Source organism: Citrobacter sp. Cpo012 (assembly GCF_030333015.1).
GTDB lineage: Bacteria > Pseudomonadota > Gammaproteobacteria > Enterobacterales > Enterobacteriaceae > Citrobacter > Citrobacter portucalensis.
In genome coordinates this window covers 111,303-130,191 of record NZ_JAOWGR010000033.1, presented here as the reverse complement: position 1 = coordinate 130,191, position 18,889 = coordinate 111,303, and the positions used below count along the sequence as shown (strand labels likewise).

General features: G+C 54.0%; 21 protein-coding genes. 12 read left to right on the top strand and 9 right to left on the bottom strand.

Annotated elements, in window-relative coordinates:
• From agaF to kbaY, 4 genes are all read left to right on the top strand, one after another.
• Complete coding sequence (agaF, locus tag OGX90_RS04920; RefSeq protein WP_048215476.1) at positions 1-435, top strand: PTS galactosamine/N-acetylgalactosamine transporter subunit IIA; 435 nt, start codon at positions 1-3, stop codon at positions 433-435.
• Positions 432-1,565 carry an N-acetylglucosamine-6-phosphate deacetylase gene (nagA, locus tag OGX90_RS04915; protein ID WP_186412945.1) on the top strand — a complete coding sequence of 378 codons (1,134 nt, stop codon included), beginning with the start codon at positions 432-434 and terminating at the stop codon, positions 1,563-1,565. Before agaF ends, nagA begins: the two co-directional genes overlap by 4 nt.
• Before the next feature lie 301 nt (positions 1,566-1,866).
• Positions 1,867-3,021, top strand: a complete 1,155-nt coding sequence (locus OGX90_RS04910) for an AgaS family sugar isomerase (RefSeq protein WP_008785901.1) — start codon at positions 1,867-1,869, stop codon at positions 3,019-3,021.
• A 12-nt stretch (positions 3,022-3,033) separates the two neighbouring features.
• Positions 3,034-3,915, top strand: a complete 882-nt coding sequence (gene kbaY, locus OGX90_RS04905; RefSeq protein WP_016151042.1) for a tagatose-bisphosphate aldolase subunit KbaY — start codon at positions 3,034-3,036, stop codon at positions 3,913-3,915.
• Between the two features lie 55 nt (positions 3,916-3,970).
• On the opposite strand, the gene rsmI is transcribed toward kbaY, so the two are convergent.
• Positions 3,971-4,834 carry a 16S rRNA (cytidine(1402)-2'-O)-methyltransferase gene (gene rsmI / locus OGX90_RS04900; RefSeq protein WP_137378073.1) on the bottom strand — a complete coding sequence of 288 codons (864 nt, stop codon included), beginning with the start codon at positions 4,832-4,834 and terminating at the stop codon, positions 3,971-3,973.
• Positions 4,835-4,897: 63 nt separating this feature from the next.
• Here rsmI and OGX90_RS04895 point away from each other — a divergent pair, with 63 nt between their 5' ends.
• The 4 genes from OGX90_RS04895 to dolP are packed head-to-tail and all read left to right on the top strand — an operon-like array spanning position 4,898 to position 8,512.
• Positions 4,898-6,949 (top strand): penicillin-binding protein activator, encoded by a 2,052-nt coding sequence (locus OGX90_RS04895; RefSeq protein ID WP_149607309.1) that lies wholly within the window; start codon positions 4,898-4,900, stop codon positions 6,947-6,949.
• Positions 6,907-7,302: a YraN family protein gene (locus OGX90_RS04890; protein ID WP_286623269.1), complete on the top strand. Its 396-nt coding sequence runs from the start codon at positions 6,907-6,909 to the stop codon at positions 7,300-7,302. The genes OGX90_RS04895 and OGX90_RS04890 overlap by 43 nt, the downstream gene beginning before the upstream one ends.
• 34 nt (positions 7,303-7,336) lie before the next feature.
• Complete coding sequence (diaA, locus tag OGX90_RS04885; RefSeq protein WP_003024948.1) at positions 7,337-7,927, top strand: DnaA initiator-associating protein DiaA; 591 nt, start codon at positions 7,337-7,339, stop codon at positions 7,925-7,927.
• 9 nt (positions 7,928-7,936) lie between these two features.
• Positions 7,937-8,512 (top strand): division/outer membrane stress-associated lipid-binding lipoprotein, encoded by a 576-nt coding sequence (gene dolP, locus OGX90_RS04880; protein WP_008785904.1) that lies wholly within the window; start codon positions 7,937-7,939, stop codon positions 8,510-8,512.
• 84 nt (positions 8,513-8,596) lie between these two features.
• Here the strand turns inward: dolP and OGX90_RS04875 are convergent, their stop codons facing one another.
• A complete protein-coding gene (locus tag OGX90_RS04875) occupies positions 8,597-9,232 on the bottom strand; it encodes an NAD(P)H-binding protein (RefSeq protein ID WP_286623267.1) in 636 nt (211 codons plus the stop codon).
• A 37-nt stretch (positions 9,233-9,269) separates the two neighbouring features.
• Entirely contained in the window at positions 9,270-9,698 is a 429-nt protein-coding gene (locus OGX90_RS04870; RefSeq protein WP_032945092.1) for a YhbP family protein, read from the bottom strand.
• 52 nt (positions 9,699-9,750) lie between these two features.
• Here OGX90_RS04870 and OGX90_RS04865 point away from each other — a divergent pair, with 52 nt between their 5' ends.
• The gene (locus tag OGX90_RS04865; RefSeq protein ID WP_048215469.1) at positions 9,751-10,041 is read left to right on the top strand and encodes a GIY-YIG nuclease family protein; all 291 of its coding nucleotides are present in this window, start codon (positions 9,751-9,753) and stop codon (positions 10,039-10,041) included.
• On the opposite strand, the gene OGX90_RS04860 is transcribed toward OGX90_RS04865, so the two are convergent.
• Together OGX90_RS04860 and ubiT are read right to left on the bottom strand one after the other, a co-directional pair.
• The gene (locus tag OGX90_RS04860; protein WP_286623265.1) at positions 10,038-10,541 is read right to left on the bottom strand and encodes a GNAT family N-acetyltransferase; all 504 of its coding nucleotides are present in this window, start codon (positions 10,539-10,541) and stop codon (positions 10,038-10,040) included. The genes OGX90_RS04865 and OGX90_RS04860 overlap by 4 nt on opposite strands.
• Positions 10,535-11,059: a ubiquinone anaerobic biosynthesis accessory factor UbiT gene (gene ubiT / locus OGX90_RS04855; protein WP_003828637.1), complete on the bottom strand. Its 525-nt coding sequence runs from the start codon at positions 11,057-11,059 to the stop codon at positions 10,535-10,537. Before ubiT ends, OGX90_RS04860 begins: the two co-directional genes overlap by 7 nt.
• Positions 11,060-11,279: 220 nt before the next feature.
• On the opposite strand from ubiT, the gene ubiU reads away from it, so the two are divergent.
• The 3 genes from ubiU (at position 11,280) to OGX90_RS04840 (ending at position 14,348) form a co-directional block, all read left to right on the top strand.
• On the top strand, positions 11,280-12,275 hold the full coding sequence (gene ubiU / locus OGX90_RS04850) for a ubiquinone anaerobic biosynthesis protein UbiU (protein ID WP_286623263.1): 996 nt from the start codon (positions 11,280-11,282) through the stop codon (positions 12,273-12,275).
• A gap of 8 nt (positions 12,276-12,283) precedes the next feature.
• Positions 12,284-13,162, top strand: a complete 879-nt coding sequence (locus tag OGX90_RS04845) for a U32 family peptidase (RefSeq protein ID WP_423363732.1) — start codon at positions 12,284-12,286, stop codon at positions 13,160-13,162.
• Positions 13,163-13,340: 178 nt separating this feature from the next.
• Positions 13,341-14,348 (top strand): luciferase-like monooxygenase, encoded by a 1,008-nt coding sequence (locus tag OGX90_RS04840; RefSeq protein WP_137378069.1) that lies wholly within the window; start codon positions 13,341-13,343, stop codon positions 14,346-14,348.
• 90 nt (positions 14,349-14,438) lie between these two features.
• On the opposite strand, the gene mtr is transcribed toward OGX90_RS04840, so the two are convergent.
• The 4 genes from mtr to nlpI form a co-directional block, all read right to left on the bottom strand.
• A complete protein-coding gene (gene mtr, locus OGX90_RS04835; protein WP_003828642.1) occupies positions 14,439-15,683 on the bottom strand; it encodes a tryptophan permease in 1,245 nt (414 codons plus the stop codon).
• Between the two features lie 146 nt (positions 15,684-15,829).
• Entirely contained in the window at positions 15,830-17,758 is a 1,929-nt protein-coding gene (locus tag OGX90_RS04830; RefSeq protein ID WP_003828643.1) for a DEAD/DEAH family ATP-dependent RNA helicase, read from the bottom strand.
• Positions 17,751-17,831, bottom strand: coding sequence for a protein YrbN (gene yrbN, locus OGX90_RS04825; RefSeq protein ID WP_010723222.1), 81 nt, complete (start codon positions 17,829-17,831; stop codon positions 17,751-17,753). The genes OGX90_RS04830 and yrbN overlap by 8 nt, the downstream gene beginning before the upstream one ends.
• Before the next feature lie 106 nt (positions 17,832-17,937).
• Positions 17,938-18,822, bottom strand: coding sequence for a lipoprotein NlpI (nlpI, locus tag OGX90_RS04820; protein ID WP_003024982.1), 885 nt, complete (start codon positions 18,820-18,822; stop codon positions 17,938-17,940).
• Positions 18,823-18,889: the final 67 nt, after the last annotated feature.

Below are 18,889 nucleotides of genomic sequence, written 5' to 3'. Positions count from 1 at the left end.
ATGTTAGGTATTATTTTGACGGGTCATGGCGGGTTTGCCAGCGGAATGGAAAAAGCGATGAAACAGATTCTGGGTGAGCAGACTCAGTTCATTGCCATCGACTTTCCGGAAACCTCAACCACTGCCTTGCTCACCTCACAACTTGAGCAGGCGGTGGGTGAACTGGATGCGCAGCAAGACATCGTGTTTCTGACCGACCTGTTGGGCGGGACGCCATTTCGCGTCGCTTCCACGCTAGCCATGCAAAGGCAAGGTACTGAAGTGATCACCGGTACCAATCTACAACTGCTACTGGAGATGGTGCTGGAGCGCGACGGCCTGAGCAGCGAAGCGTTTCGTTTGCAGGCGCTGGAATGCGGGCACCGGGGTTTAACCAGCCTGGTGGACGAGCTGGGACGCTGCCGTGAGGAAAAGCCCGTTGAGGAAGGGATATGACACTGCTACTGCGCGCCAGACGCCTACTGACCGAACAGGGTTGGCTGGACGATCATCAATTGCATGTTGAAGACGGTATCATTGCGGCAATAGAGCCAATTCCTTCCGGCGTTATGGTCCGCGATGCTGAACTGCTCTGTCCGGCATACATTGATACCCACGTACACGGGGGCGCGGGTGCCGATGTGATGGATGAAGCACCGGATACACTCGACAAACTGGCGATGCACAAAGCGCGTGAAGGGGTAGCCAACTGGCTACCTACTACCGTCACCGCTCCATTACCGGATATTCACAAGGCACTTGAGCGTATCGCCCATCGCTACCATTCCGGAGGGCCCGGCGCACAGGTGCTGGGCAGTTATCTTGAAGGCCCATACTTTACGCCGCAGAACAAAGGGGCGCACCCACCTGAGCTTTTCAGGGAACTGGAACTCAGTGAACTGAATGAACTGATTGCGATTTCCCAGCAAACATTGCGCGTCGTTGCGCTGGCACCAGAAAAACCCGGTGCATTGCAGGCCATCGAACATCTGAAGCAGCGCAACGTACGGGTGATGCTGGGACACAGCGCAGCTACCTGGGAGCAAACCCGCGCAGCCTTTGACGCCGGCGCTGACGGACTGGTTCACTGCTATAACGGTATGACCGGTTTACATCATCGGGAGCCAGGAATGGTTGGCGCAGGGTTAACCGACCCTCGCGCCTGGCTGGAACTTATCGCTGACGGACACCATGTCCACCCGGCAGCCATGAAACTCTGCTGCTGTTGCGCCAAAGACAGGCTGGTGCTGATCACCGATGCCATGCAGGCTGCAGGAATGCCAGACGGACGCTATACACTCTGCGGTGAGGAGGTGGAAATGCACAGTGGTATTGTGCGTACCGCTTCCGGTGGCCTGGCTGGTAGCACGCTCTCGGTTGACGCAGCCGTACGTAATATGGTCGAGCTCACCGGGATAACGGCAGAAGAGGCAATTCATATGGCCTCTCTCCACCCCGCACGTCTGTTGGGTATCGATCGCCAACTGGGATCGTTAGCAGTGGGAAAACGTGCAGACGCGATCGCGCTCAATAGCGGGCTACATTTACAACAGATCTGGATTCAGGGTCAGGCTCTCCCCCTTTGACCTTTCATTTTGTCTCGTGTTGGCCTGCGGTCTTCGATCGCAAGGCCTTTCTTTTCCTTTCGCTTGAGTAAATACCTAACCATCCTACAACAAGCCTACTTCTTATAGATCAATAAGATAACCACACCTTTCGTTCTCATGATCACAAATTTCGTTTTATTTCCTTTTGGATTATTGCTCTTTCGATTTCTTTCCTATAGATTTTAATCAATCGACAAGATGAACAAGTGAAACGAAACGAAAGATAGCGACATTCTCGCCAGCGTCTTATGTGGAATTTACAAGACTAAGGACTTAAGTTATGCCAGAAACCTATACCCCTGTTACCGCGGTAACGGGCACCTGGACCGAAGAAGAGATCCGTCAACAACCTGCCAGTTGGATCCGTTCCCTTACGAATATCGACAACATTCGATCTGCCATTGACAGCTTTCTCGCACCATTACTGCGCAAAAACGATCTGCGGATCATACTGACCGGGGCTGGAACATCAGCATTCATTGGCGACATCATCGCCCCCTGGCTGGCAAGCTATACCGGTAAAAACATCAGCGCTGTGCCGACCACCGATCTGGTCACCAATCCGATGGATTACCTGAATCCCGCACATCCGCTGCTGCTCATTTCTTTCGCTCGCTCAGGTAACAGCCCTGAAAGCGTTGCGGCAGTGGAACTGGCTAATCAGTTTGTGCCTGAGTGTTATCACCTGCCGATCACCTGCAACGAAGCAGGTAGCCTCTATCAAAACGCAGTTGCAAGCGACAATGCCTTTGCTCTGTTAATGCCCGCAGAGACACATGACCGTGGCTTCGCGATGACCAGCAGCATTACCACCATGATGGCCAGCTGCCTGGCAGTATTTGCCCCAGAGAAAATCAACAGCCAGACCTTCCGTGACGTGGCCGATCGGTGCCAGACGATTCTGACTTCGCTGGGCGATTTCAGCGACGGTGTATTTGGCAATGAACCCTGGAAACGGATCGTTTACCTCGGTAGCGGTGGATTACAGGGAGCAGCGCGGGAATCAGCACTGAAAGTCCTGGAGCTGACTGCAGGCAAACTGGCCGCATTCTATGACTCCCCGACAGGCTTTCGTCACGGTCCAAAGTCACTGGTTGATAACGAAACGCTGGTAGTGGTCTTTGTTTCCAGCCATCCGTATACACGTCAATACGATCTCGATCTGCTGGCAGAGTTACGCCGCGATCGGCAGGCATTGCGGGTTGTCGCGATTGCCGCACAAACCCATGAGGTGATTGAAGCAGGCCCACATATTCTGCTGCCACCAGCACGCTCTTTCATCGATATGGAATTGGCGTTCTGCTTCCTGATCTACGCCCAGGTTTTTGCTTTGACGCAATCCATCAATATCGGCAATACACCGGATACGCCTTCTGCCAGCGGCACTGTGAACCGCGTTGTACAGGGTGTTGTTATTCATCCCTGGAACGCCTAAAAGGATCGTTTTATGAGCATTATTTCCACGAAATACCTCCTGCTGGATGCCCAAAAAAAGGGCTATGCCGTACCCGCCTTTAACATTCATAACGCCGAGACGATCCAGGCGATCCTTGAAGTGTGCTATGAAATGCAATCGCCGGTGATCCTGGCAGGAACGCCGGGTACCTTTAAGCATATCGCGCTGGAAGAGATCTACGCGCTGTGCAGCGCTTATTCCACCAGCTACGGTATACCGCTGGCGCTGCACCTCGATCACCATGAGTCGCTGGACGACATTCGTCGTAAAGTGAATGCAGGAGTGCGCAGCGCAATGATTGACGGCAGCCACTTTCCGTTTGAAGAAAACGTGAAGCTGGTGAAATCCGTTGTGGATTTTTGCCATGCCAAAGATTGCAGCGTGGAAGCTGAGCTGGGTCGCCTCGGTGGCGTAGAAGATGATATGAGTGTGGATGCAGAAAGCGCCTTCCTCACCGATCCACAAGAAGCTAAACGGTTTGTTGAGCGTACTGGCGTAGATAGCCTTGCTGTTGCCATCGGCACAGCACACGGTTTGTACACCAAAACGCCCAAAATCGATTTTCAGCGGCTGGGTGAAATTCGTGAGGTAGTCGACGTTCCGCTGGTGCTGCATGGCGCAAGTGATGTCCCTGACGAATACGTCCGCCGCACGATCGAGCTTGGCGTTTGCAAAGTTAACGTCGCGACCGAACTGAAAATCGCTTTTGCCGATGCGGTCAAAGCGTGGTTTGCGGAGAATCCGCAGGGCAACGATCCCCGCTATTACATGCGGGTCGGTATGGATGCGATGAAAGAAGTGGTGCGTAGCAAAATCACTGTATGCGGGTCAGCAAACCGCTTATTAATCAGTGAAACTGCCGCTCAGTCTTAAGCACTGTGTTAGCTAATGGCCATACCCTTGTCGGTTTGGCCATCAGCAATCGGGCTTACTCTCCCTGCTGTTCCAGCGCGTGCTTATACAACGCATTCTTTTTCACGCCGTGGATTTCCGCTGCCAGCGCCGCCGCTTTCTTCAGCGGCAGCTCTTTTTGTAACAACGCCAGCGTACGCAGCGCATCAGCCGGGAGGTCATCTTCTTGCGCTTTATGCCCTTCGACAATCAGCACCATTTCGCCCTTACGACGGTTTTCATCTTCCTTGACCCACGCCAGCAGTTCGCCAACCGGTGCGCCGTGAATAGTTTCCCAGGTTTTGGTCAGCTCGCGCGCCAGTACCACGTAACGGGATTCGCCCCAGACGGCAACCATGTCTTCCAGGCTATCCAGCAAGCGGTGGGTAGATTCATAAAAAATAAGCGTACGCGGTTCGGCCTCAATGGCTTTCATCGCATCACGACGCCCTTTCGATTTGGCAGGCAGAAATCCTTCATAGCAAAAACGGTCTGAAGGCAGGCCTGCAGCGCTCAGGGCAGCAATCGCCGCACAAGGACCAGGCAGGGGAACAACGCGGATCCCTGCTTCACGACAGGTACGCACCAGATGGTAGCCAGGATCGTTAATCAGCGGCGTTCCGGCATCGGAAACCAGCGCAATGTTTTGTCCTTCTTTGAGCTTCGCGACCAGCGTTTCAGCCTTTTGCTGCTCGTTGTGGTCATGTAGCGCGAACAGACGCGCGTTAATCGCGAAGTGTTGTAACAATAATCCTGTATGACGAGTGTCTTCAGCGGCAATCAAATCAACGGCTTGTAAAACTTCGAGCGCTCGTTGGGTAATATCAGCCAAATTTCCTATAGGAGTAGGTACAATAAAGAGTTGGCCTTGAGAATTATCCGCCGATTCGTGTTGTTTCATTGTGTCGTCCGTATTGCCGATTTAATATTGAGCATTGAGTAAAAAAATATCACTGGATACAGTATGGTACCCTCAACATTTTCTCGTTTGAAAGCCGCACGCGCGCTACCAGTCATTCTGGCAGCACTGATTTTCGCAGGCTGTGGCACCCAGGCGCCAGACCAGAGTGCAGCCCATATGCAGGGCACTGCGCAGGCTGATTCCGGCTTTTATCTGCAACAAATGCAGCAAAGCTCTGATGATAGCAAGACCAACTGGCAATTACTCGCCATTCGTGCACTGCTGAAAGAAGGCAAGAGCCAGCAGGCTATCGAACTGTTTAACCAGCTACCGCAGAAGCTAAGCGATACCCAGCAGCGTGAGCAGTCACTGCTGGCCGTCGAGATTAAGCTCGCGCAGAAAGATGTCGCTGGCGCACAGGCCCTGCTGGATAAGTTAACTCCCGCCGATTTCGATCAAAACCAACAGGCACGCTACTGGCAGGCGCAAATCGACGTCAACCAGGGTCGCCCATCTCTGACGCTGCTGCGCGCCCTGATCGCGCAGGAACCGCTGCTGGCCGCGAATGCTAAGCAGAAAAATATGGACGCCACCTGGCAGGCGCTGTCGTCCATGACCCAGGAGCAAGCGCAAGCGCTGGTCATCAATGCTGATGAAAACGTGCTGCAAGGCTGGCTGGATCTCCAGCGCGTCTGGTTCGATAACCGTAACGATCCGGACATGATGAAAGCCGGTATTGCGGACTGGCAGAAACGTTATCCGCAAAACCCAGGGGCAAAACTGTTACCAACACAGTTGGTTAACGTGCAGAGCTTTAAGCCCGCCTCCACCAGCAAAATCGCCCTGCTGTTACCACTGAACGGTCAGGCCGCTGTATTTGGCCGGACTATTCAGCAAGGCTTTGAAGCTGCGAAAAACATGGGCACTCAACCTGTCGCAGCCCCTGTTGCTGTCGCACCTGCCGCAGTTCCAGCTGCCGCGACCACCACAGAACAGCCGCAAACGACTGACGGCGTTGCCAGCCCGTCTCAGGCGTCAGTAAGCGATCTGACCAACGAGACGCCGGCTCAACCAGAAACACCTGCTGTGCAGCCCACAGCACCCGCTCAGCCAACAACGGCCAGCGCACCGGCGAATCCATCCGCTGAGCTGAAAATCTACGACACTTCATCACAGCCGCTGAACCAGATCCTGACTCAGGTTCAGCAGGATGGCGCCAGCATCGTGGTTGGCCCACTGTTGAAGAACAATGTTGAAGAGCTGATGAAAAGCAACACGCCATTGAACGTCCTGGCGCTTAACCAGCCGGAGTCGGTGAAAAATCTGCCGAATGTCTGCTACTTCGCCCTGTCGCCAGAAGATGAAGCGCGCGACGCCGCGCGCCACATCCGCGATCAAGGAAAACAGACGCCGCTGTTGTTGATTCCACGGAGTTCATTAGGCGATCGCGTTGCCAACGCCTTTGCACAGGAATGGCAAAAACTGGGTGGCGGCGTGGTATTGCAGCAGAAGTTCGGCTCCACCGCTGAACTTAAAATGGGCGTCAACGGCGGCTCAGGGATTTCCCTGACAGGCAGCCCTGTGGCCTCCTCTGTACCAGCCCAACCCGGCGTGACGATTGGCGGTCTGACCATCCCGGCAGCACCTACCGATGCGCAAATCACCGGCGGCAGCGGTCGTGTTGATGCCGTGTATATTCTGGCGACGCCGGAAGAAATTGCATTTATTAAGCCGATGATTGCCATGCGCAACGGTAGCCAGAGCGGAGCAACGCTGTACGCCAGTTCTCGTAGTGCGCAGGGCACTGCCGGCCCGGATTTCCGTCTGGAGATGGAAGGCTTGCAGTACAGCGAAATTCCGATGCTGGCAGGCGCTAATGCGCCTCTTATGCAGCAGGCGCTTGGCGCGGTTCGTAACGACTACTCGCTGGCGCGTATGTATGCCATGGGTGTCGATGCCTGGTCGCTTGCCAACCACTTCTCGCAAATGCGTCAGGTGCAGGGTTTCGAAATTAACGGTAATACCGGGGCCTTAACCGCAACGCAGGATTGTGTGATTAACAGGAAGTTATCATGGCTCAAATACCAGCAAGGACAAGTCGTCCCCGCCAGTTAACGAGTAAACAGACCGGTGACGCGTGGGAATCCACCGCGCGTGACTGGCTGCTGAGCAAGGGACTGCATTTTATCGCCGCCAACGTGCGTGAACGTGGTGGCGAAATCGACCTGATAATGCGTGAAGGCAACACCACCGTATTTGTTGAGGTTCGCTACCGACGCTCAGCACAGTTCGGCGGTGCGGCGGCGAGTGTGACCCGGAGCAAACAACACAAATTATTACAGACCGCCCGCTTGTGGCTTGCGCACCACAATGGGAGTTTTGATACTGTGGATTGCCGGTTCGATGTGTTAGCCTTCACCGGAAATGATGTTGAGTGGTTTAAGGACGCGTTCAACGACCGCTCATAGTTGAAGATTCAGAGCCTGGTTCTTAAGGATTAGCGTGTTAGATAGAATTAAAGTCTGCTTTACTGAAAGCATTCAAACTCAGATAGCTGCGGCTGAAGCACTTCCGGATGCAATCTCCCGTGCCGCCATGACGCTGGTTCAGTCCCTGCTCAATGGCAACAAAATTCTCTGTTGTGGTAATGGGACGTCCGCTGCCAACGCACAGCATTTTGCTGCCAGCATGATCAATCGTTTTGAAACAGAACGCCCAAGTTTACCTGCGATTGCACTAAACACTGATAATGTGGTCTTAACTGCGATTGCCAACGATCGCCTGCACGACGAAGTTTATGCAAAACAAGTCCGTGCGCTGGGACATGCAGGTGATGTTCTGCTGGCAATCTCTACGCGTGGTAATAGCCGCGATATCGTAAAAGCCGTTGAAGCCGCCGTGACACGCGACATGACAATCGTCGCGCTGACCGGGTATGACGGAGGGGAACTGGCCGGATTACTGGGGCCACAGGATGTTGAAATCCGTATACCCTCACACCACAGCGCCCGCGTTCAGGAAATGCACATGCTGACGGTCAACTGCCTTTGCGATCTTATCGATAACACGCTTTTCCCTCACCAGGATGATTAAGGAGTACACATGAAGGCATTTTCGCCGCTTGCTGTGATTATCGCTGCACTGCTGCTGCAAGGCTGTGTCGCTGCCGCCGTTGTTGGAACTGCAGCTGTCGGGACTAAAGCCGCGACGGATCCTCGTAGTGTCGGCACCCAGGTTGATGACAGTACCCTGGAATTACGCGTCAATACGGCGTTGTCGAAAGATGCCCAGATCAAGAAAGAAGCGCGAATCAACGTGAGCGCATATCAGGGTAAAGTGCTGCTGGTCGGCCAGTCGCCGAATAGCGAACTGTCTGCACGTGCAAAACAGATTGCGATGGGCGTAGAAGGTACGACTGAGGTCTTTAATGAGATCCGTCAGGGCCAGCCAATCGGCCTGGGCGATGCGTCCAACGATACCTGGATAACCACCAAAGTACGTTCCCAGTTACTTACCAGCGATCAGGTGAAATCCTCTAATGTGAAAGTAACGACTGAGAACGGAGAAGTGTTCCTGTTAGGTCTGGTGACCGAGCGTGAAGCGAAGGCGGCGGCGGATATCGCCAGCCGGGTAAGCGGCGTGAAACGCGTCACGACAGCCTTTACGTTTATTAAGTAACACGCCTGTAGATGGCATCTTATCCGTCCTACAGAACGTAATCGTTTGTAGGCCGGATAAGCGTCAGCGCCATTCGGCATTTTTTTATTTAGCCCTTTCGCGTAGCTCGGAAGAGGTCAGGATCGAAACCCCTTCATGCCCAGGTGCCAACGCTTCTGCCAGCATTGTCCGAGCAACATCGCGCGCTTCAATCGACTTCCAGTTACCCGGCAGCAACCTGAACAACGGCGCTAAAAACATCTCATTCGTCCGCTGTTTTTCCCTATCACCCAGTAGCATTGAAGGCCGGACAATCGTCAGCCGTGGCCAATTCTGCGCGATCAGCGCCTGCTCCATTTCACCTTTCACCCGATTATAAAAAAACGGTGAATTCGCATTGGCGCCCATCGAACTCACCACCAGCATATGCTGGGCGTCTAACCTACGTCCCGTCAGGGCCGTATCTACCACCAGCGTATAGTCAGCATGGATAAACGCCTCTTTGCTGCCCGCTTCACGCCGGGTAGTCCCCAAACAACAAAAGACAATATCGACTGGATCGGTGACCTGCGCCAGAGCATCGGTTAGCTGCGAATTATGGGGGTTATAGATACCAACCGTATCTGCCAGCGGTCGACGCGTTGGTGCCGTGATGGCATTGACCCGGGGTTCATTGAGCAGCATACGCAGCAAATGTCCGCCCACCAGCCCCGTGGCTCCCGTTATTAACACCTGACTCATCGCTTATCTTCCCCAGGGTCTTCAATCACTCTTCTAACTATAGATCACGCAGCCAGTGCATCTTTTTACCAAAGCCCAGCGTGTTGTCCGTGAATTTGACTTCATCCAGTCGAATCTCCCATACGGGCGCTGGCAGCATTCTGGCGACGGGGAAACGGCGGTTGTAGGCTTTACGCGCAGCTTCGCTCTCCTGCCCTTCAAGACGCCGGATTTCCCCTTTAAACTGTACGCCACGAATCAGAGCGACGGTTTTAGGCTGACCGTTTACTGTACCGGCAATCGGTGCGCGTGGTCCGGACATCTGCGCATGCCGCGTTTTCTCTTCGGTCAGCACATAGAACACCATCTTCTGCGCATCAAACAGGTAAAACGCATTGGCGCACCATAATTCACCTTCATGGTGTACGCACCAGGTCACGACGTGCTGTTTTGCCAGCCAGCGAGACACCGCAGTCAGTGTTTCCATTTCTATTCTCTTTTATACTGTAGGCCTGAAAATTATCACGTCGATGGTAACAATGACACCCTGGTATCTGTACCTGATCCGTACCGCTGACAACGCCTTATACACCGGAATAACCACCGATGTGCAGCGCCGCTATAAGCAGCATCAAAGTGGGAATGGCGCGAAGGCGCTACGCGGAAAGGGGGAACTCACGTTGGCATTTGCGGCGCAGGTCGGCGACCGTTCGCTGGCCCTGCGCATAGAGTATCGCGTTAAACAGCTCACCAAGCGGCAGAAAGAGCGCCTTGTCGAAGGCGAAGGGTTTGAGGCGCTATTAAGCAGCCTGCAAACCCCGGAAGCTTAAAAGCGATTGAAGTGGTCGTGGTATTCCACAAGTCCCGTCACGCCATCCAGCGCATCGTCCGCCAGGCGATGAACCTGGAACGCGCTTTCGGTGCCCGCCCAGCGGCAACGCAGGTCATGATGGGCCGCCAGCTCAAAGCCAAAGCGGCTGTACAGGGCCGGATCCCCCAGCGTAACCACCGCTGCGTAGCCAAACTCGTTCAGTGAATCGAGTCCTTCATAGACCAGCTGACGCGCCAGGCCCTGCCCCCGGTAGTTTTCATCCACCGCGAGCGGCGCCATGCCGACCCATTGCAGATCTTCACCCTGAACATCGACTGGGCTGAACGCGACGTAACCCACTACCTGACCTTCGTCATCGGTAGCAACCAGACCCAGCGTTAAGAAACCATCTTCACGCAGGTCGTGCACTAATTTCGCTTCCGCATCGCTCTCAAATGAACGGCGCAGCAGCGCATCAATACCAGGGGCATCAATGGGAATTTCAACTCGAATCAGCATGGCTCACCTACCGAGGTCTGTTTGGTTTCTGGCGACGTTTTCATCCCCGCCTCAACAAAATCCGCCAACTGCATCAGCATGACGCGCAACGCTTTAGGCATCTGCTCCAGTTCGATGGCATCCATCAGATTTTTTACGTATAGCCCTAATTCTGTATCACCTTCAATCACCAGACGACGCTGGAAGAAAAGCGTATCCGGATCCTGCTTGCGGGCCACGATCATCAGCAGATCGCTGGCATCGGCGCTAAAACTCACATCCGCATCTGCATTCTGGCTGACGATAAGTTTATCGTTCTCAACAGAGGTATACCATTTGAGGTCAATGTCACGCACATGAATGCTCAGCCAGCGACCTTCGAGAAACTCCAGCTCCCCATCGGCCAGCGCCTGACTAAACTGCCAGCTCAGGACCTGCTCCAGAACCTGGCGCTTCAGCGCAAAGGGCGTCAGTTTAACTGGTACACTCATCAGAGAAGGACCAAATTGTACTAAGCGTGAACGCAGTTTATCCAACACGAGCTTTACTCCCTGTTTCAATAGTCCTGCTATTTTGCCATATCAAATAAACGACATAGCGGCATAAATCAACAATTCGATGCGAAATTGTTACCTCTTTATTGGTGTCACCAATACGACTTTAACTGCCTCAAATCAAAAATTGTCTCAGCAAGGTTAACTAAAATCCCCATTCGTTAACATTTCTGCGCCCATCACGGCGCAACGTTCAGGATAAATTATGGAGCTGCTCTGCCCTGCCGGAAACCTACCGGCGCTTAAGGCGGCCATCGAGAACGGCGCTGATGCTGTCTACATCGGGCTGAAAGATGATACCAACGCCCGTCATTTCGCCGGCCTTAATTTTACCGAGAAAAAATTGCAGGAAGCGGTGAGTTTTGTCCATCAGCACCGCCGTAAGCTGCACATTGCGATTAACACCTTTGCGCACCCGGATGGTTACGCGCGCTGGCAACGTGCCGTTGATATGGCAGCGCAACTGGGTGCAGACGCGCTGATCCTTGCCGACCTCGCCATGCTTGAGTATGCCGCAGAGCGCTACCCGCATATTGAGCGCCATGTCTCTGTTCAGGCATCTGCAACCAATGAAGAGGCAATTAATTTCTATCATCGCAACTTTGACGTCGCCCGCGTGGTGCTGCCGCGCGTGCTGTCTATTCATCAGGTGAAGCTGCTCGCTCGCGTCACGCCAGTTCCCCTGGAAGTGTTCGCCTTCGGTAGCCTGTGCATTATGGCGGAAGGCCGTTGCTATCTTTCGTCCTATCTGACGGGTGAGTCTCCTAATACGGTTGGTGCCTGCTCGCCTGCCCGTTTTGTCCGCTGGCAACAGACCCAACAAGGGCTGGAATCCCGTCTTAATGAAGTGCTGATCGACCGCTATCAGGACGGGGAAAACGCCGGTTATCCGACGCTATGCAAAGGCCGCTATCTGGTTGACGGCGAGCGTTACCATGCGCTGGAAGAACCCACCAGCCTGAACACGCTGGAGCTGCTGCCGGAACTACTGGCAGCCAATATTGCCTCGGTGAAAATCGAAGGTCGTCAGCGTAGTCCGGCCTATGTCAGCCAGGTGGCGAAAGTGTGGCGTCAGGCGATCGACCGCTGTATGGCCGACCCGCAAAACTACGTCCCGCAGGCCGCGTGGATGGAAACGCTCGGTTCTATGTCCGAAGGCACGCAGACCACGCTTGGCGCGTATCACCGTAAATGGCAGTGAGAGAAGCAATGAAATATTCCTTAGGGCCGGTGCTGTGGTACTGGCCGAAAGAAACGCTGGAAGATTTTTATCAGCAGGCTGCCGTAAGCCAGGCCGACGTTATCTATCTTGGTGAAGCGGTATGCAGTAAACGCCGCGCCACCAAAGTGGGCGACTGGCTCGATATGGCGAAATCGCTCGCTGGCAGCGGTAAACAGGTTGTGCTGTCAACACTGGCGCTGGTACAGGCTTCTTCTGAACTGGGAGAGCTGAAGCGCTATGTCGAAAACGGTGACTTCATGCTGGAAGCCAGCGATCTCGGCGTAGTAAACATGTGCGCCGAGCGTAAACTGCCGTTTGTCGCCGGGCATGCGCTCAACTGCTACAACGCGGTTACCCTGCGTATTCTGCTCAAACAAGGCATGGTGCGCTGGTGTATGCCGGTAGAGCTTTCCCGCGACTGGCTGGCAAACCTGCTCAACCAGTGTGATGAGCTGGGTATTCGCAATCAGTTTGAAGTTGAGGTGCTGAGCTACGGGCATCTGCCGCTGGCGTACTCTGCCCGCTGCTTCACCGCGCGCTCTGAAGACCGTCCAAAAGATGAGTGTGAAACCTGCTGCATCAAATATCCGAACGGGCGCGATGTGCTGTCGCAGGAGAATCAGCAGGTCTTTGTCCTCAACGGGATCCAGACCATGAGCGGTTATGTTTACAACCTCGGCAACGAACTGACATCGATGCAGGGGCTGGTTGATATTGTGCGTCTGTCCCCTTCAGGCACTGAAACATTCGCCATGCTCGACGCCTTCCGCGCCAATGAAAATGGCAGTGCCCCATTACCGCTTGCCGCCCACAGTGACTGTAACGGCTACTGGAAGCGACTGGCTGGACTGGAGCTACAGGCCTAGCCGGATGCGGCATAAATGCCTTATCGGGCCTAAAAATAGCGATCCCGTAGGCCCGATAAGCGCAGCGCCATCGGGCATGTTGTATTCGATGCCCGCCGTATAAAGCTCACTTTGTTAACAACATTCGCTAATCTTTAATGCAGTATTAAAAGATTAACCGGTAACAAAGTGAGCCGTTATGACTGACAAAACTATTCCGTTCTCGGTGCTGGATCTGGCGCCGATCCCTGAAGGATCTTCGGCAAAAGAGGCCTTCACACACTCGCTTGATCTCGCTCAACTGGCCGAAAAACGCGGTTACCACCGCTATTGGCTGGCGGAACATCACAACATGACCGGCATCGCCAGCGCAGCAACCTCAGTGCTGATTGGTTATCTGGCTGCCAATACCACCACGCTGCATCTCGGGTCTGGCGGCGTGATGTTGCCTAACCATTCGCCGCTGGTGATCGCCGAGCAGTTCGGTACCCTGAACACGCTATATCCGGGACGAATCGATCTCGGGCTTGGTCGCGCACCGGGCAGCGATCAACCAACAATGCGCGCACTGCGCCGCCATATGAGCGGTGATATCGATAACTTCCCACGCGATGTAGCTGAACTGGTGGACTGGTTCGACGCCCGCGATCCTAATCCCCATGTACGCCCGGTTCCCGGCTATGGCGAGCAGATCCCGGTCTGGTTATTAGGCTCTAGCCTGTACAGCGCACAACTGGCGGCCCAGCTTGGTCTGCCGTTTGCCTTCGCCTCGCACTTTGCCCCGGATATGCTGCATCAGGCGCTGCATTTGTATCGCACCCAATTCAAACCCTCGGCGCGGCTGGCAAAACCGTATGCGATGGTGTGCATCAACATTATTGCCGCCGACAGCAATCGCGACGCCGAGTTTCTTTTCACCTCCATGCAGCAGGCCTTTGTGAAGCTGCGTCGTGGCGAAACCGGCCAGCTACCGCCGCCGGTAGAGAATATGCAGCAGCTGTGGTCCGCTTCTGAGCAGTACGGCGTACAACAGGCGCTGAGCATGTCGCTGGTCGGTGATAAGGCAAAAGTGCGGCATGGTCTCGACGCCATTTTGCGTGAAACCCAGGCCGATGAGATTATGGTTAACGGTCAGATTTTTGATCATCAGGCACGCCTACATTCGTTTGATTTGGCGATGGATGTGAAGCAGGAATTATTGGGGTAGTGCGTTGCTTTGCCCGGTGGCGCTTCGCTTACCGGGCCTACTTGACCCTGTAGGCCGGATAAGGCGTAGCCGCCATCCGGCACAACAAAGTTACTGATAAACAGGCAACAGATTCACGCTCGACAGAATATGGATAACCGCGTTGCCGATACCGAATACCAGGATCAGCGCAATCATCGGCTTACCGCCCCAGACACGGAATTTCGGGCTACCGAAACGCTCGCGGGATTTACGTGCCAGCAGCGCCGGAACAATGGCGGCCCAGATGGTTGCCGCGAGTCCTGCATAACCAATGGCGTACAGGAAACCGTTCGGCCACAGCAAGCCACCGATAATTGGTGGGACAAACGTCAGCAATGCCGTTTTGAAACGTCCCATTGCCGAGTCATCAAAGCCAAACAGATCCGCCAGATAGTCAAACAGACCGAGCGTAACGCCGAGGAATGAACTCGCCACCGCAAAGTTGGAGAACACCACCAGCAGCAGATCCAGACTGCGGCTGTTCAATACGCCGCTCAGCGCCTGTACCAGCACATCAATGTTACCGCCCTGCTGCGCAATACCGATAAACTCCGGACGCGGAATATTACCCATCGTCCCCAGCAACCACACGGTATACAGCACCAGCGCCAGCAGCGTGCCGTACACCAGACACTTAACGATGGTCTTCGGATCTTTGCCGTAATACTTCATCAGGCTCGGGACGTTGCCGTGATAGCCGAATGAGGCCAGACAGAACGGCAGCGTCATCAGCAGGTACGGCGTATACGAAGCATTGCTTTCCGCCACGTTAAACAACGTTGTGGGCTGAACGTGTCCCAATAAGCTGCCGAAGGTCAGGAAAAAGGTAATCACCTTTGCGCCCAGCACAATTGCCGTCATGCGGCTAACCGCTTTGGTACTTAACCACACCACAAACGCCACCAGCAACGCAAAGCCAAGACCTGCCGCACGCGCCGGAACGTTCAACGACATCTCCGAGAAGGTGTGATGCAGGATCGAACCGCTCGCCGAGATATACGCGTAGGTCAGAATATAGAGAACGAAAGCAATCGAGATGCCGTTCACCACGTTCCAGCCTTTGCCCAGCAGATCTTTCGTGATGGTGTCGAAACTGGAGCCAATACGGTAATTGAGGTTAGCTTCAAGGATCATCAGCCCGGAGTGCAGCATGCAGAACCAGGTGAAGATCAGCGCTGCCATTGACCAGAAGAACCACGCCCCGGACATGACCACTGGCAGGGAAAACATCCCCGCGCCAATAATGGTGCCGCCGATGATCACCACGCCGCCGAGCAGCGAAGGTGACGTTTGGGTGGTGGTTAGTGTTGCCATTTAGCCATCTCTCCAGTCATTTATATTGTGACTACATCTCAATGTGCTGCACTGTACCAGTACACGAGTACAATTGAAATAAAAAAAGCCCCGATTGTTGAGATCGGGGCCGTATATTTTACTTTACAGCTATAAAGCTAAAAGGCTTATGCATCACCGCCGAAACGACGACGACCAGCAGAGTCATCACGACGCGGAGCAGAAGAATCGTCACGACGCGGACCACGGTTGCCTTCACGACGTTCGCCACTGAAACGACGACCATCGCCACGACCGCCTTCACGACGTTCACCGCTAAAGTTACGACCTTCACCGCGACCACCTTCACGACGCTCACCGCTGAAACGACCACCGCCACGACGCTCACCACCAGTGTGCGGAACTGCATCGCCAACCAGCTGCATGTTCATCGGCTTGTTCAGGATGCGAGTACGGGTAAAGTGCTGCAGCACGTCGCCCGGCATACCTTTCGGCAGTTCGATGGTGGAGTGGGAAGCAAACAGCTTGATGTTACCGATGTAACGGCTGCTGATATCACCTTCGTTAGCAATCGCACCAACGATATGACGAACTTCAACACCGTCATCACGGCCCACTTCAATGCGGTACAGCTGCATGTCGCCAACATCACGACGTTCACGACGCGGACGGTCTTCACCACCACGGTCATTACGGTCACGAGGGCCACGATCGTTGCGGTCGCGCGGACCACGGTCATCACGGTCGCGGAATTCGCGTTTCGGACGCATCGGCGCATCTGGCGGCAGGATCAGAGGACGTTCGCCCTGAGCCATTTTCAGCAGTGCAGCTGCCAGCGTTTCGATATCCAGCTCTTCTTCCGGCTGCATTTTCGCCAGCAGAGCACGGTACTGATCCAGATCGCTGCTTTCCAGCTGCTGCTGAACTTTAGCAGCGAATTTTTCCAGACGGCGTTTGCCCAGCAGATCTGCGTTCGGCAGTTCTACTTCCGGAATAGTCAGCTTCATGGTGCGTTCGATGTTACGCAGCAGACGACGCTCGCGGTTCTCAACGAACAGCAGCGCACGACCCGCACGACCCGCACGACCGGTACGGCCGATACGGTGAACGTAAGACTCGGAATCCATCGGGATGTCGTAGTTGACAACCAGGCTGATACGCTCAACGTCCAGGCCACGGGCCGCAACGTCGGTTGCAATCAGAATATCCAGACGGCCATCTTTCAGACGCTCCAGAGTCTGCTCACGCAGGGACTGGTTCATGTCGCCGTTCAGTGCAGCGCTGCTATAACCGCTACGCTCCAGCGCTTCTGCTACTTCCAGGGTCGCATTTTTGGTACGTACGAAGATAATCGCCGCATCAAAGTCTTCCGCTTCCAGGAAACGCACCAGCGCTTCATTTTTACGCATGCCCCACACAGTCCAGTAGCTCTGGCTGATGTCAGGACGGGTAGTTACGCTGGACTGAATACGTACTTCCTGCGGCTCTTTCATAAAGCGGCGGGTAATACGACGAATCGCTTCCGGCATGGTTGCAGAGAACAGAGCGGTCTGATGACCTTCCGGGATCTGTGCCATGATGGTTTCAACGTCTTCGATGAAGCCCATACGCAGCATTTCGTCAGCTTCGTCCAGTACCAGACCGCTCAGTTTGGAGAGGTCCAGAGTACCGCGCTTCAGGTGATCCAGCAGACGACCCGGCGTACCGACGACGATCTGTGGCCCCTGACGCAGGGCACGTAATTGCACGTCATAACGCTGGCCGCCGTACAGGGCAACCACGTTCACGCCGCGCATATGTTTAGAGAAATCCGTCATGGCTTCTGCTACCTGAACCGCCAGTTCGCGGGTCGGTGCCAGCACCAGAATCTGAGGTGCCTTCAGCTCAGGATCAAGATTGTTGAGCAGCGGTAAAGAGAACGCTGCGGTTTTGCCGCTACCTGTCTGGGCCATACCCAGAACATCGCGGCCGCCCAGCAGATGCGGAATGCACTCTGCCTGGATTGGAGATGGTTTTTCGTAACCCAGATCGTTAAGGGCTTCAAGGATAGGAGCCTTCAGGCCCAGATCTGCAAAAGTGGTTTCGAATTCAGCCATGTAGTACGTGTGCCTCAAAATTAATGGCGGCCAGTCTACATAACTCATCATGAAATTGATCTGCAATTTTCATTGAAAAGTGTGAACCGGCTCAAAGTAGGTGTATTAACGAACAACAACGCCCTCACCCGTGAAGGTGATGGCAATCAAAAAAGATTACGGGCTGATGTGTACGTCAGCTATTGCTGGTCCGATTCTGCCAGGTCATCTTGGTCCTGGCCCAGGAGCGATAATTCCAACAATGCGTATCGGTGCTCAACAAAGTTATGAACGTTGTTAGCCACCGCCAGTTTGAACAATGCCGTAGCGTTGTCCAAATCCCCCAGACTTAGGTAGTACTTACCTAAATAGAAGTTGGTTTCACTGAGATGCTCAGCGAGCGAGGTGTTATCCGTTGCGTCCGCCTTCAGGCGTTCCATCAGCGTTGCTTCGCTAATGTTGCCCAGGTAGAACTCGACAATGTTCCATCCCCATTGCTCTTTATCCGATTTCTCAAAGCGTTGCTTCAACGCTTCTTTAGCCTGCTTCTCATCGAGCTTCTGCTCGGCAAGATAAAGCCACAGACTACGGAAAGGATCATTGGGATCGTCTTGATAAAACGCTAGCAGATCATCTTGCGCTAACTTGTCGCGACCGCCGTAATACAATGCGATACCGCGATTTAAGTGCGCGTAGTTGTAAGTTGGATCAAGCTCAAGTACAGAATCAAACGCTTCATAGGCAGCATCAAAATTGCCTGCCTGCGTTAAATATATACCTAAGTAATTGAATACTTCAGGCATATCTGGTCGGATTGCCAGCGCTTGTGAAAAATCATTTCGCGCCAATGCCCTCAGACCGAGACTATCATACAACACTCCGCGCTCATATAAAAGCTGTGCGCGTTCGTCATCGGTTAAAGCCCGACTGGCAAGAATTTGTTCCATACGTGCCAGAATCACTTCCTGCTGCAAAGTCGGTTGCAATGGTACTGCGAGGACTTCACTCTTTCGCCAGGCGGAATTACTGCATCCAGCCAGCGTGAGTGCTGTCGCAACGAAACACCAGCGCAAAAAAGGCTTCATTTCCCACTCCCGAAGACAACGATTGAATGAACGTCCAGGTTCCCCCGGTTGCTAACAAGGCATCCTG

Excerpts from the sequence above, each read along its gene's own strand:
- agaF (WP_048215476.1), top strand. The coding sequence starts at position 1 with ATGTTAGGTATTATTTTGACGGGTCATGGCGGGTTTGCCAGCGGAATG.
- nagA (WP_186412945.1), top strand. The coding sequence starts at position 432 with ATGACACTGCTACTGCGCGCCAGACGCCTACTGACCGAACAGGGTTGG.
- OGX90_RS04910 (WP_008785901.1), top strand. The coding sequence starts at position 1,867 with ATGCCAGAAACCTATACCCCTGTTACCGCGGTAACGGGCACCTGGACC.
- kbaY (WP_016151042.1), top strand. The coding sequence starts at position 3,034 with ATGAGCATTATTTCCACGAAATACCTCCTGCTGGATGCCCAAAAAAAG.
- rsmI (WP_137378073.1), bottom strand. The coding sequence starts at position 4,834 with ATGAAACAACACGAATCGGCGGATAATTCTCAAGGCCAACTCTTTATT.
- OGX90_RS04895 (WP_149607309.1), top strand. The coding sequence starts at position 4,898 with ATGGTACCCTCAACATTTTCTCGTTTGAAAGCCGCACGCGCGCTACCA.
- OGX90_RS04890 (WP_286623269.1), top strand. The coding sequence starts at position 6,907 with ATGGCTCAAATACCAGCAAGGACAAGTCGTCCCCGCCAGTTAACGAGT.
- dolP (WP_008785904.1), top strand. The coding sequence starts at position 7,937 with ATGAAGGCATTTTCGCCGCTTGCTGTGATTATCGCTGCACTGCTGCTG.
- OGX90_RS04875 (WP_286623267.1), bottom strand. The coding sequence starts at position 9,232 with ATGAGTCAGGTGTTAATAACGGGAGCCACGGGGCTGGTGGGCGGACAT.
- OGX90_RS04870 (WP_032945092.1), bottom strand. The coding sequence starts at position 9,698 with ATGGAAACACTGACTGCGGTGTCTCGCTGGCTGGCAAAACAGCACGTC.
- OGX90_RS04865 (WP_048215469.1), top strand. The coding sequence starts at position 9,751 with ATGACACCCTGGTATCTGTACCTGATCCGTACCGCTGACAACGCCTTA.
- OGX90_RS04860 (WP_286623265.1), bottom strand. The coding sequence starts at position 10,541 with ATGCTGATTCGAGTTGAAATTCCCATTGATGCCCCTGGTATTGATGCG.
- ubiU (WP_286623263.1), top strand. The coding sequence starts at position 11,280 with ATGGAGCTGCTCTGCCCTGCCGGAAACCTACCGGCGCTTAAGGCGGCC.
- OGX90_RS04845 (WP_423363732.1), top strand. The coding sequence starts at position 12,284 with ATGAAATATTCCTTAGGGCCGGTGCTGTGGTACTGGCCGAAAGAAACG.
- OGX90_RS04840 (WP_137378069.1), top strand. The coding sequence starts at position 13,341 with ATGACTGACAAAACTATTCCGTTCTCGGTGCTGGATCTGGCGCCGATC.
- mtr (WP_003828642.1), bottom strand. The coding sequence starts at position 15,683 with ATGGCAACACTAACCACCACCCAAACGTCACCTTCGCTGCTCGGCGGC.
- OGX90_RS04830 (WP_003828643.1), bottom strand. The coding sequence starts at position 17,758 with ATGGCTGAATTCGAAACCACTTTTGCAGATCTGGGCCTGAAGGCTCCT.
- yrbN (WP_010723222.1), bottom strand. The coding sequence starts at position 17,831 with ATGAAAATTGCAGATCAATTTCATGATGAGTTATGTAGACTGGCCGCC.
- nlpI (WP_003024982.1), bottom strand. The coding sequence starts at position 18,822 with ATGAAGCCTTTTTTGCGCTGGTGTTTCGTTGCGACAGCACTCACGCTG.